The sequence below is a fragment of the Pedobacter gandavensis genome (assembly GCF_032678465.1).
Taxonomy (GTDB): Bacteria; Bacteroidota; Bacteroidia; order Sphingobacteriales; family Sphingobacteriaceae; genus Pedobacter; species Pedobacter gandavensis_B.
Genome location: NZ_JAVTSK010000007.1, coordinates 41,266 through 53,375, shown reverse-complemented (window position 1 = coordinate 53,375; position 12,110 = coordinate 41,266). Strand labels below are relative to the sequence as shown.

The 12,110-nt window shown below is 38.0% G+C and carries 11 protein-coding genes; 3 read left to right on the top strand and 8 right to left on the bottom strand.

Annotated elements, in window-relative coordinates; genetic code table 11:
* Positions 1–3 precede the first annotated feature (3 nt).
* From recG to meaB, 6 genes are all read right to left on the bottom strand, one after another.
* A complete protein-coding gene (gene recG / locus R2Q94_RS13980; RefSeq protein WP_316822087.1) occupies positions 4–2,109 on the bottom strand; it encodes an ATP-dependent DNA helicase RecG in 2,106 nt (701 codons plus the stop codon).
* 3 nt (positions 2,110–2,112) lie between these two features.
* Entirely contained in the window at positions 2,113–3,024 is a 912-nt protein-coding gene (locus R2Q94_RS13975; protein WP_316822086.1) for an EamA family transporter, read from the bottom strand.
* A gap of 3 nt (positions 3,025–3,027) precedes the next feature.
* On the bottom strand, positions 3,028–3,414 hold the full coding sequence (locus tag R2Q94_RS13970; protein ID WP_316822085.1) for a RidA family protein: 387 nt from the start codon (positions 3,412–3,414) through the stop codon (positions 3,028–3,030).
* Positions 3,415–3,436: 22 nt separating this feature from the next.
* Positions 3,437–3,571, bottom strand: a complete 135-nt coding sequence (locus tag R2Q94_RS13965; protein WP_316822084.1) for a DUF6728 family protein — start codon at positions 3,569–3,571, stop codon at positions 3,437–3,439.
* Between the two features lie 78 nt (positions 3,572–3,649).
* On the bottom strand, positions 3,650–4,975 hold the full coding sequence (locus tag R2Q94_RS13960; protein WP_316822083.1) for an OmpA family protein: 1,326 nt from the start codon (positions 4,973–4,975) through the stop codon (positions 3,650–3,652).
* A gap of 409 nt (positions 4,976–5,384) precedes the next feature.
* Complete coding sequence (gene meaB / locus R2Q94_RS13955) at positions 5,385–6,278, bottom strand: methylmalonyl Co-A mutase-associated GTPase MeaB (protein ID WP_316822082.1); 894 nt, start codon at positions 6,276–6,278, stop codon at positions 5,385–5,387.
* 154 nt (positions 6,279–6,432) lie between these two features.
* Between meaB and R2Q94_RS13950 the strand changes: the two genes are divergently transcribed.
* The 3 genes from R2Q94_RS13950 to R2Q94_RS13940 all read left to right on the top strand — a co-directional run bounded on the left by R2Q94_RS13950 (position 6,433) and on the right by R2Q94_RS13940 (position 10,169).
* Positions 6,433–8,265 (top strand): ABC transporter ATP-binding protein, encoded by a 1,833-nt coding sequence (locus R2Q94_RS13950; protein ID WP_316822081.1) that lies wholly within the window; start codon positions 6,433–6,435, stop codon positions 8,263–8,265.
* Between the two features lie 84 nt (positions 8,266–8,349).
* On the top strand, positions 8,350–9,375 hold the full coding sequence (locus R2Q94_RS13945; protein WP_316822080.1) for a glycosyltransferase family 1 protein: 1,026 nt from the start codon (positions 8,350–8,352) through the stop codon (positions 9,373–9,375).
* A gap of 8 nt (positions 9,376–9,383) precedes the next feature.
* Positions 9,384–10,169, top strand: coding sequence for a DUF5672 family protein (locus R2Q94_RS13940; RefSeq protein ID WP_316822079.1), 786 nt, complete (start codon positions 9,384–9,386; stop codon positions 10,167–10,169).
* On the opposite strand, the gene R2Q94_RS13935 is transcribed toward R2Q94_RS13940, so the two are convergent.
* Positions 10,166–11,290, bottom strand: coding sequence for a glycosyltransferase family 4 protein (locus tag R2Q94_RS13935; RefSeq protein WP_316822078.1), 1,125 nt, complete (start codon positions 11,288–11,290; stop codon positions 10,166–10,168). The genes R2Q94_RS13940 and R2Q94_RS13935 overlap by 4 nt on opposite strands.
* Positions 11,291–11,319: 29 nt before the next feature.
* Entirely contained in the window at positions 11,320–12,108 is a 789-nt protein-coding gene (locus tag R2Q94_RS13930; RefSeq protein ID WP_316822077.1) for a glycosyltransferase family 2 protein, read from the bottom strand.
* Positions 12,109–12,110: the final 2 nt, after the last annotated feature.

The following is a 12,110-nucleotide window of genomic DNA, read 5'->3' as shown; positions in this document are numbered from 1 at the left end:
TATTTAAGAAATTTTGTCGAGAGCAATACCTCTGCTTCTTTTAGCGAGGTATGTTTTCAACAGACTATTTTCCGGGAGTTCCAGCTGTGGATCTCCTGCTAGTATATCCATTACAGTAGATCTTGCCTCTTGTAAAATCAACTGATCTGTAGCCAGATTGGCTAATTTCAATTCCAAAACCCCACTTTGTTGTGTACCGGTTAAATCTCCAGGCCCACGTAATTGCAAATCGATCTCCGAAATCTCAAAGCCATTGTTTGTCTTTACCATCGTCTCTAAACGAAGGCGCCCATCAGCACTCAGTTTATTGCCAGACATCAGAATACAATAAGACTGTTCAGCACCTCTACCTACACGTCCGCGTAACTGGTGTAGCTGTGACAAGCCGAAGCGCTCTGCATTTTCAATAATCATAATCGAAGCATTTGGTACATTTACCCCCACTTCAATGACCGTAGTTGCCACCATAATCTGACTTTTACCATCAATAAACTGTTGCATCTCGAACTGCTTTTCCACATTTTTCATTTTACCATGAACAATGCTAATCTGAAAATCAGGTCTGGGAAACTGATAACTCATTTGCTCAATACCAGCTTCCAGATTCAAAAGGTCTAATTTCTCACTTTCCTTGATCAATGGATAAACTACATACACCTGCCGGCCTTTGGCGATCTCCTCCCGCATGAAACCAAACATGCGCAGACGCTGACCTTCAAAAAAATGACGGGTTTCAATGGGCTTCCTACCCACCGGCAGTTCATCAATTGAAGAAACATCAAGATCTCCGTATAAAGTCATGGCTAATGTCCGGGGAATTGGTGTTGCTGTCATCACCAGAATATGTGGAGGTATGGCATTCTTACGCCACAGTTTGGCGCGTTGCTCTACACCAAAGCGATGTTGCTCATCAATCACTACTAAGGCCAGATTTTTAAATACAACTTTATCCTCAATCAAGGCATGAGTACCGACCAGAATATCAATTTCTCCAGCTTCCAGCTCTTCATGTAGTTTTGTACGTTGCTTTTTTGTACTGCTTCCCGTAAGGATACCGACTTTCGCCAAACGCCCCCCTAAAAGAGAAGTAATAGACTCATAATGCTGACGGGCCAGAATCTCTGTAGGCGCCATCATACAAGCCTGAAATCCATTATCCTTAGCCAACAACATACTCATCAATGCCACAACAGTTTTTCCACTACCCACATCCCCCTGCACCAGACGGTTCATCTGAACACCACGTTGGGTATCCGTTCTAATTTCTTTAATTACACGCTTCTGTGCCCCTGTAAGTTCAAAAGGAAGGATTTCCTTGTAAAAAGTATTCACACTCTCCCCTACTGAGTTGAATGGATGCCCTTTGAACTTCCATTCCCTGACTTGTTTATTGTGTAACAACTGAAGCTGGATATAGAACAGTTCTTCGAACTTCAGTCTGCGTTCCGCAGCTTTTAAAGCTTTCACATCCCTTGGAAAATGAATACTTAAAAGCGCTTCCTTTTTATTCACCATCTGGTATTTATCCAGAATATAAGCTGGTAAACTTTCTTTGACTTCAGAAAGGTGTTGTTCAATCACCTGCATCTGAAGTTTCTGAATCCCTTTACTATCCAGAAAGAACTTCTTTAATTTTTCAGTGGAGTTGTAGACTGGCTGTAGCCTCAGATTCCCAGTAATTGTAGCTGGTCTCGGATAGTTTTCCAGCTCTGGATGAGAAATACTAAAACCTCCATTAAAGGCTGTTGGCTTACCGAAAACAATATACACTTTTCCGCGTTGTACGTTTTCGTCCACCCATTTCAGACTTTGAAACCAAACCAGCTCGATAGAACCTGTTTCGTCAGTCAGACGGGCCACAATCCTCTTCTTATGCTTTTCCCCGATCTGTTCTTTTCCGGTAATCCTGCCCAGAATCTGCACATAAGGCAATTCACTGTTCAGCTCATTTACCTTATAAAACCTGGTACGGTCGATATAACGAAAAGGAAAATAATTGAGTAAGTGATCGTAGCTGAAAATACGCAATTCCTTTTGCAGGAGTTCCGCACGTTTAGGCCCTACGCCTTTAAGGTATTCGATTGTGGTATCTAAACTGGAAGCAAACAAGAGTTAAGTGTTTTTTTTCCTAAAGGTAAGGATATCTTTAATGATGCTCCAATTAAATACCACAACAGAGACTACTAGTAGGAAATAAGCAATTAGTTTATGGGAATCTACATGCTCATCAAAATAGAAGATCGCCACATTAAAGGCAATAATGGGATTTACATAAATAATGATCCCCAAAGTGGATGAAGGGATTCCAATTAAGGCGTACAGGCTTAGGAAAAGTGGGATGATTGTAAAAAATACGGCTACCACAATGATATTGGTCCAGAACCAGGCCGTATCAGGAACACTACCATGTTGGAAAAGATAAAAAGGGAGCATAAGTATAACTGCCAGACCGATTTGCAAAGCCAGCACATTCAGCTTATCCAGGTTTTGCATTTTACGCTGAATAATCAGGTAAAAGGCGTATAGAGAGGCAATAATAACTGACCACAATACTTCCACAAAGGAGCCGGTTGCCAGCAGGATGATACTCAGCAGAGCGATAGCCAGAGAGATCAGCTTTAAGCGAGATAAATGTTCTTTAAGGAGCACAAAGCCTCCAAATGCAGTAATCAATGGGCAGACCATATAAGCAAAGGCTGCCGATTGAAGACTGACATTATTTACCGCATAAATATAGGTATACCAATTTGAGGTCAGGAGCACAGTTGAAACTACAATTTGTACTGCAACGGTATTCTTCTCCTTTTTAGTTAAACCGGCAAGATAATCCAGGTCTTTTTTGATTTGCTTTTTTCGAAACACCAATATGGCCATCCATAGAAAAACCAGGGAAGTAAAAATCCGGTAATAAAGGATTTCCTCGGAAGGAAAAGCCTTTAAATTTCTCAAAGGAATGGAGAAAAACCCCCAAATGGCAAAAGATAAAATTCCGGCAAAAAAGTACCTGAGATTAGATTTTCCCAAAACTTATCCTTTACAAGCGATGATAGAGATCTCTACATTTACACCTTTAGGTAAGCCTTTAACAGCAACCGTTTCGCGTGCAGGGAAATTGCTTTTACTCTGGAAATAAGAACCATAAACTTCGTTCACTTCAGCAAATAAAGCCATATCCGTTAAAAAGATAGTCGTCTTTACGATATCCCCAAAAGTATAAGAAGCCTCTAATAATACGGCTTTAATGTTTCTCATCACCTGATGCGTTTCTTCAGAGATCGAAGACATCGTTAATTCCCCATTTTGTGGATTAATAGCGATTTGTCCTGATAAGAATAAGAAACCATTTGCTTTTACAGCCTGGCTGTAAGGACCAATAGGAGCTGGTGCATCGTCGGTATTGAATATTTGCTTCATAATTATATAGGTTTATTTTGTTCTAGAAAAGCCAGCTGATCAGTTTATAGAGCAGTCCAGCTACAAAGACAGCAATTGCAACGGCATTAATGACGTGCATGATTTTTAGGTTGATATTGGTTGGTCGGTTCGGATCTTTCTTTCTAAATAGATACATACGTCCACAAATGTAGGCATAAAAAAAAGAGAGCTTCAAAAATGAAGCCCTCTTTTTTAAATATTTACCTGGAGATAATTAGTCTCTAGCAGTTTCAACACGACGGTTTTGGATACGACCTTCTTCAGTATCGTTTGAAGCGATTGGATTTGCTTCACCATAACCTTTAGTTACTACTTGTTTAGCACTAACACCAGAGTTTACTAAGTAAGTTTTTACAGAGTTAGCTCTATCTTTAGATAATTTTAAGTTGTAAGCAGCAGTACCTTCGCTTGAAGCATAACCGTTAACAGTTACTTTACCACCACCATTACGCAATACAGAAGATAATTTATCTAAAGTAGGGTAAGCATCAGTTTTAAGAACTGAAGAGTTAAATTCGAATTGGATTCTTTCGAAACCAGTTACATTGCTAGCATCAACTACAGCAACTTCTACTTTAGGTAGAGGACAGCCTGAACCATCAACTGCAACTCCTGCTGGAGTACCTGGACATTTATCGAATTGATCAGCAACACCGTCACCATCAGAATCTTTTTTCAAATCTTCAACAGATTTTTCAACGCTAGATACACGAGTTTTTAACGCTTCAACTTCCTGACGTAATGAAGGATCTTTCAATTCATCATACATTAAAGCTAATGGGTTAACCCAGTCAAGGTTTGGTTTAGATTTAGAACCTAGAGAGAATTCTAGACCTGCATATCCGTAAGAGAATTTATCTTTAGTAGTTCCTTTAGCGTATACTCCGTCAAAGTTATCACCATCGATGAAGTGCATAGTGTAACCTAAGTTAAATGACACACGGTCAGATACTTTAAATTTAACACCAGCTCCAACAGGAATATAAGCTTCTTTAACGAAGTCTTTATCACCATCTTTACCGAATTTACCTTTGTTGTCTTTACCGTCAACGATTGGGTTGTAAGCAACTAAACCGTAACCAGTAGTTACGAAGAAGTTTACTGAGTTCTCACGACGTAAGAAATCTACAGTTGCAACGTTAACAACACCTCTTAAGTCAACTGCATATTGCATTTCAGTTTCAAAACCTTTGATGTTAGCAGGCAAAGCACCAGCAACTTGTTTGTTTGTACCAGAAACTTTTCCACGGAAAATGTTACCTTCTAAACCGAATGCATGACCTAGTTGTTTTCTTAAAGACAAACCGTAACCTAAGTTTACATCTGCACGGTTGAAATCATTAGTACCACCGATAGCAACAAATGGAGATAAAACACCACCGTTAACACCGATAGACCATGATCTGTACTGTGCTCTTCCACCAAATACCTTGGCTGAAGAAGAAGTCGCTGGAGCATCTTGTGCACTAGCAAGAGTTGTTGCTCCCATTAATGCTACGAAAGAGACTGCAAGACCCTTTTTTAAAGTAGAATAATTCATAATTTTCTTTTTTAAGGTTAAACAAATTAATTGTATAATTTTTTGCGTAGCAAAACTAAACAATTTTTTAAATTCCCACAACAGATATACAAACTCCGTTCCAAAGTTTCGAGGCCAGACTAATTGAGTAATTCTAAGGCCAGAAGATCCCAATATTTTTCGGCATAAGAACATACAAATCAGGATATGATTTTGTTTTAAAAAAACAAAACACACTGTTAAACAGTATTATAATCGTTTTTTTAGTCTAAAAAACGAGATTAATGCTTATAAAAAGGTATAAAGTGTAAAAAATACACGCCTATTATTTTTTTTGGCGAAAATCTGTCTAATTTGACAAAAATGTCCTGGCAGCTGCTACTCAGATTCCTTTTTTCCATACAACCCACACGACCAGCCATTTCCTGGTCTAGTCTGAAATCCATTTATCTGCAAATTTGTAAATATTAAAATCCGGAGCCTTTAATGCTTCCTTAAGGTCTAGCAGTAACTGGTTTTTATTGAGGTCCGACATTCGATAATGTTCAATGATTTTCAATGCTTTTTCTGCGAGTAGTAAAGGTTTTCGCTCATTGTTTGCCAAAATTGGCTCCATTAACCAATGGCAAAGCTCAGCTATTCCTATATTTTTATCCGCCACCGTCTTAAAGACCGGAATCTGTTCGTGCTGCTGATACATTAATTTTTTAAGGTTATTGGCAAAAGTATCAGCCCCCTCCCGATCCGCTTTATTAACCACAAAGGCCTGTGCTATCTCCATCAATCCGGATTTGATGTGTTGGATCTCATCTCCGGATTCTGGAACCAAAACCACTATTGTTTTATCTGCCAAACCGGCAATCTCAATCTCTGACTGCCCTACTCCTACTGTTTCTACGAAAACCAGATCAAAATTGGCAGCTTTAATTACATCTACCATTTCAATAGTTTTGGCAGAAATTCCACCCAAAGCTCCTCTTGTCGCAATAGAGCGTATATACACATTAGGATTATTGAAATGCTGGGACATCCGAATCCGATCCCCGAGCAAGGACCCAAAATTAAATGGAGAGGTAGGATCTACAGCAAGTATGGCAATTTTTTTATGCTGAGCTGCCAAATAAGTAGTGATGGCATTAACCAGGGTACTCTTTCCTGCACCCGGCGGCCCTGTGATTCCGATTACAGGCGTTTCATTTAACTCCAGTGACCTCAATAATTCCGTAGCAGGAGCAATATCATTTTCGACCAGAGTAAGCGCCCGTGCCAAAGAAATGAAAGACCCATGTTTAATTCCTTTCAGAAGTTCCTCTTTGTGAATCATTAACTAAGAATGGTTTGATACAAAAAAACAGATTTATATTGAATAATAAAGAATCAAATTGGGAATCAGGCCCATTCAACCCTTCATCTGGCTTCTTTAGTCATATTTCAAACGTCCGCGTAATTATGTACCTTTGGAAAATTTTAAATTCTTAATGAAAGACTATTTCAGGTTATTATCCTTTGCAAAGCCTATAGAAAAGTTTGCAATACCGTATGTTTTTGCAACACTTCTTTATATTTTATTTAACACCTTAAATCTGGCCCTATTAGCCCCTTTATTAGATACTTTATTTAATCATAAAGCTGCAGTTATCGCTGCAAAAACAAGTATCAATGAAGAACAGTCCTGGTGGGATATCATGGGAAAATTCAGAGAATTGACAGATTATTACATCCTCAATTACGGACCAACACAAGCATTAAAATTTGTATGTATTGTCATCGTTGCCTCAGTATTCTTATCTAATATTTTCAGATATCTATCAGCAAAAACCATGGAAGACCTACGTGTGCATACCTTGTTAAACTTGCGCAAAAAGGTCTTTAACAATGTGATGAATTTACATTTGGGTTATTTCAACAACCAACGCAAAGGCGATATTATTTCTAAAATATCCTCTGATGTCCAGGTTGTCCAGTTTACAGTAACTAATACACTACAGGTGGTATTTAAAGAGCCTGTAACACTAATTGTATATATTGTCCTGCTTTTCTCTATCTCCATAAAACTGACTCTTTTTTCTTTACTAATTATCCCTCTTGCTGGATTAATAATTGCGAAGATTGTAAAACGTCTAAGACAGCAGGCCACTCAGGCTCATGAAACTTTCGCGAATATGCTGGGATATCTCGATGAAGCACTTTCCGGAATTAAAATAATCAAAGCATTCAATGCGACCCAATATGTAAAAGAAAGATTTCATCAAGAAAATGTAACCTATTCAAATATTACCAGAAAAATGGTAAGAAGACAACAATTAGCATCTCCGGTTTCGGAATTCCTTGGTGTCATGATGGTAGCTGGAATTGTATACTTCGGTGGCTCATTGGTCTTAACCGGAGAATCAGACTTAACTTCATCAGAGTTTATTGCATACATTGCTATATTTTCACAAGTCATGAGACCTGCAAAAGCCCTTTCTGATGCATTTAGTGGAATTCATACTGGTCTAGCAGCGGGAAAAAGAGTGCTTGACCTGATTGATGAAAGACCAGAAATCCTTGATAGTCCTAACGCAATTGAGATAAAATCATTTAATAAATCTATTATCATGAAAGATGTTTCTTTCGCTTATGGTGATAAATTGATATTAGATCGCATTAATCTGGAAATACCAAAAGGTAAGACGGTTGCCTTGGTTGGCCCATCTGGTGGAGGTAAATCTACATTAATGGATTTAATCCCAAGATTTATTGAACCAAAAGAAGGAAAAATTCTATTGGATGATATAGACTTACGTGATATTAAAGTAGAGTCGCTAAGGGCCCATATGGGATTTGTGAATCAGGAGTCTATTTTATTTAACGACACCATTTTTAATAACATTGCTTTTGCAAAACCCAATGCGACCGCTGATGAGGTTATGGCAGCCGCCAGAATTGCAAATGCGCATGATTTTATCATGAATACCGAAAATGGTTATGAAACTTATATTGGTGATCGCGGTATTCGTCTTTCAGGAGGCCAAAGACAAAGACTATGTATAGCGCGTGCAATACTTGGAAATCCTCCATTAATGCTATTAGATGAGGCTACTTCAGCACTGGATACAGAATCAGAGAAATTAGTACAGGATGCACTCTATAAACTGATGCAGAACAGAACTTCTTTAATTATCGCACATCGCTTATCTACCATACAAAATGCAGACATCATTGTGGTAGTAGAAAATGGCAAGGTCATTGAATCAGGTAGTCATAGTGATCTGATTAGTCATAATGGATTATATAGAAGATTAATAGACATGCAAACCTTTACTGACTAGAATTAATCAACAATATGAGCTATAAGTCAAATTATTCGGTTAAAAAATAATAGAGCATTGGAAATCATTTTAGATTGTGAGCGAATGAAATATCCCTTTACCGGGCTATTTGAATATTGCCAGCAGTTAGGTATTGCCCTGCTGGAAACAAAAAAAAACGCCGATCAGCTGAGAATCTACATCCAGCAAAAGGATCAGCACCACTTCCCGGCTAATCTTAGTTTCTTAACTCAGAAAAGCCTGCATAAATTTATATTTCCAAAATTAGATCCACTTATTGATGTCTGGCATTGTACACATCAAACCTCATGGTATATACCTCCTGCAAATCGTAAGCTGAAGTGTGTATTGACTGTTCATGATTTAAATTTCCTATATGAAGAAAAGTCTGAGGCAAAAAAAACTACCTATTTAAAAAAGCACCAGAAAAATATAGATCGGGCTGATCATATAGTGGCCATTTCTGAATTTACGAAAAAAGATATTCTTAAATATTTAAAAGTCAACAAACCCATTACTGTTATTTATAACGGCTGTAATGTGGAGGAGTTCCCAAAGCACGAACAGCCCGTTTACGTCCCATCAAAACCTTTCTTGTTTACTTTGGGAACTGTGAATGCAAAAAAGAATTTTCATACCCTTCCTTGTCTAGTTCAAAATAGAAACCTGGAGTTAATTATTGCAGGTAAAACCGATACAGCTTATGTAGAGAAGATTATGAAAGAAGCGGCCAAATATAAGGTAATAGATCAGATTAAAATTCTTGGACCTGTGAGTAAAGAAGATAAATATTGGTATTACAAAAATTGCTTTGCTTTTGCATTCCCCTCTCTCGCAGAAGGCTTTGGTATACCTGTAATTGAGGCCATGAGTTTTGGAAAGCCCGTTTTTCTCTCCAAGGCAACTTCCCTCCCTGAAATTGGAGCCGAATTTGCTTATTATTTTGAGAACTTTGAGGCCAGTTCTATGAACGCAATATTTGATGCTGGTATACATCATCATCAAAGCACGCAACCTGAGGAAGCCATTATTGCTCATGCCAGGCAATTTAACTGGAAAAATAGTGCTAAAAAATATTGGGAAATTTACCACAATCTCTTATCAAGTTAATCCCCCGAATGGTCAATAAAAAATGTGTGGTTGTGATCCCGCTATACCGGAAACTGCAACCTATTGAGCTTAGTTTTGTGGAAAATGGTCTACGAAAAACTGAAGGATTTGAAAAAGTGCTTATAGCACCCGAGCAGCTCATCATTGATGAATCCTATGGAAACTTGACTAAGTTACGTATAGAACGTTTCCCAAATCATTTCTTCCAGAACATAGAAGGCTATAACCGGCTCATGATATCTCCTGACTTTTACAAACGTTTTGCTGATTTTGAGTATTTACTAATTCATCAATCAGATGTATATCTTTTTAAAAATGAACTGGATTATTGGTGTAATCAATCCTATGATTATATAGGCGCTCCATGGTATAAAACTTCTGTATTAAAGAAAAGATCTCTACGTTGTTGGCTTTATCGCAATTTCTGGCAACCACTGCTTGCCAGAAAAAGGAAGAATGGATGGTTGGCAAACAAAGTAGGAAATGGAGGACTATCCTTGCGGAATGTCTCAGCCGCAATTAAAACATTGGAGCTATGCAAAGCAGAATTATACAAGGCCTACTGGAATCCTAGTTCACATAATTACAATGAAGATGTATTCTGGTCTATAGAAGCTCCAAAGATAAATCGTAAGTTTCGTATTCCTCATTGGGAAGAAGCTTTAAAGTTTGCGTTGGAATATGAGCCTGAAAATGCAGTCAGGCAAATGAGAGGAGAACTACCATTCGGATGTCATGCGCCGCTGATTATTGATGCCAATTTTTGGAAGAAACACATCCCTGAAATGAACTAAAAACCACCGGCAATTTCATTTAAAAGCGTCTCAAACTTTGGCAATTGCTGGTGTACATCATATCTCAATGCATTACTTTTAAGTAATGCAGCATCATATTCGGGGTGTTCATAGCAACGCCTCATTCCTGCTAAAAGATCCACCAGGTTCCAGTTATCAATTATAATTCCCATATCTTTAAGCAAAAATTGAGGCACAATTCCTACATTAAAAGCAACGATTGGGATGCCCAAATATGCTGCTTCCAACAGCACCAGTGAAAAAGATTCTTCCCTGGACAATAGTAAGAAGCCATTTGCTACTGACATATAATTATAATAATCTTCAGATAAAGCACCTGTAAAGAGCAACTTCCCTGGATATTTTTGCTCAGCGATATGTTGAACATAAAAATCCAGCCCTGTATTAAGTTGCTTACCAATCCAAATTATCTTGACCGGTTCTTCCTTAAAATGCTCCAAAATAGGTAATACCTGGTCTATTCCTTTCATATAAGTGGTGCCCCCAGAAATCACCCACACGAAATCTGCTGGCTGAATACCCAGTTTTTCCTTAATCTGTACGACGCGATCCGTATCCACCTGAATAGTGCTCACATCTATAAAACTATGTTGCAACCTGATATCTGGGTGACCAAAATCCCCAATTTTTTCACATACAATCTCAGAGCAACCTATACACACATCAGAATGAGAAAAAACACTTTTTAAAGCCTGTCCCTTAATCAAGGAAAATGCCCCTGGTAACTCATGAATATGGGTCACCACTTTCACCGGGTAATTTTTGGAAGCTTCAAATACATCAGGAATAACGATCGTATTTATATACCAAAGGTCCGCTTTAAAATGGCGCATGATACAATCAACCTGAATGGCAACGGCATTTTTCCCTAAAACCTTTAAGATCCCACGATATACTCTTAAATACCAGCTCGAACTTTTTTTATAAAAAATTTCCCTTCCAATATGATCCGGAAGTAAATCGAACAACTCTCCCTTCTTCATGCACAACACATAAATGGAATATTGGTTCTTGTCCATATTATTTAACAAATACCATAACACCATTTCGGACCCGGTACGAGCAAGGTCTTGGGTGATAAATAAAATCTTTGTCTTCATCTAAAAATGATCTTTCTCCTATGCGCCAGTTAATTCTTTTTAAACTTGAACAAGCGCTTCACAAATCTGCGGTATTTAATAAAGTAACTTACCTTTTTCATCTCTGCACATAGTGCAACATAAGCCTTATAATCTGCCAGAAAAAGTGGAAAATGTGTATTTAGCACTTTCGAACGTTCTATTAAAATACGTTCCATATTTATTGGGTCTGAACTCAAACCATCACACAGAAACCGGGTAATGTACAGGTCAATATGCTGGTAGGAACAATTGAATTTGCAGGTAGAGAGCAGGAAAAATTCCCAGTCAGACACTACAGAATTAGACTCATTATATAAACCCACCTGATCAAAAAGAGTTCGCCTTATAAAGGTTGAGGGATGAGGAATTGTTCCTTCAAAAAACGTTTTAAAAGTCAGCACTTCCGGAGGACACCAATTTTCATTTCGCTCATGAAAAATCATATTTCCAGAAACCAAATCCTTGGTCATTCCCGATGCCTCCGCCTCTTTTATAACATTTTTATCTATTAAAAAATCTCCACTATTCAGAAAAAGCAAATAATCGCCGGTAGCAACCCTTATCCCTTTGTTCATCGCATTATAAATCCCTTCATCAGGTTCAGTTACGCAATAATGAATCTGGTCTTTGTAAGTGGCTATAACTTCTTTACTGCCATCTGTTGAACCACCATCAATCACAATATACTCAATCCTAGGATAGTCCTGATTTAGTACAGACTGAATCGTTTCCTTCAATCCTCCTGCATTATTATAATTAATCGTTACAATAGAAATTTTCAGATCCTTAGACCCCATTT

Coding starts and splice junctions, on each gene's coding strand:
- R2Q94_RS13970 (WP_316822085.1), bottom strand. CDS start 3,414: ATGAAGCAAATATTCAATACCGACGATGCACCAGCTCCTATTGGTCCT.
- R2Q94_RS13965 (WP_316822084.1), bottom strand. CDS start 3,571: ATGTATCTATTTAGAAAGAAAGATCCGAACCGACCAACCAATATCAAC.
- R2Q94_RS13960 (WP_316822083.1), bottom strand. CDS start 4,975: ATGAATTATTCTACTTTAAAAAAGGGTCTTGCAGTCTCTTTCGTAGCA.
- meaB (WP_316822082.1), bottom strand. CDS start 6,278: ATGATTCACAAAGAGGAACTTCTGAAAGGAATTAAACATGGGTCTTTC.
- R2Q94_RS13950 (WP_316822081.1), top strand. CDS start 6,433: ATGAAAGACTATTTCAGGTTATTATCCTTTGCAAAGCCTATAGAAAAG.
- R2Q94_RS13945 (WP_316822080.1), top strand. CDS start 8,350: ATGAAATATCCCTTTACCGGGCTATTTGAATATTGCCAGCAGTTAGGT.
- R2Q94_RS13940 (WP_316822079.1), top strand. CDS start 9,384: ATGGTCAATAAAAAATGTGTGGTTGTGATCCCGCTATACCGGAAACTG.
- R2Q94_RS13935 (WP_316822078.1), bottom strand. CDS start 11,290: ATGAAGACAAAGATTTTATTTATCACCCAAGACCTTGCTCGTACCGGG.
- R2Q94_RS13930 (WP_316822077.1), bottom strand. CDS start 12,108: ATGGGGTCTAAGGATCTGAAAATTTCTATTGTAACGATTAATTATAAT.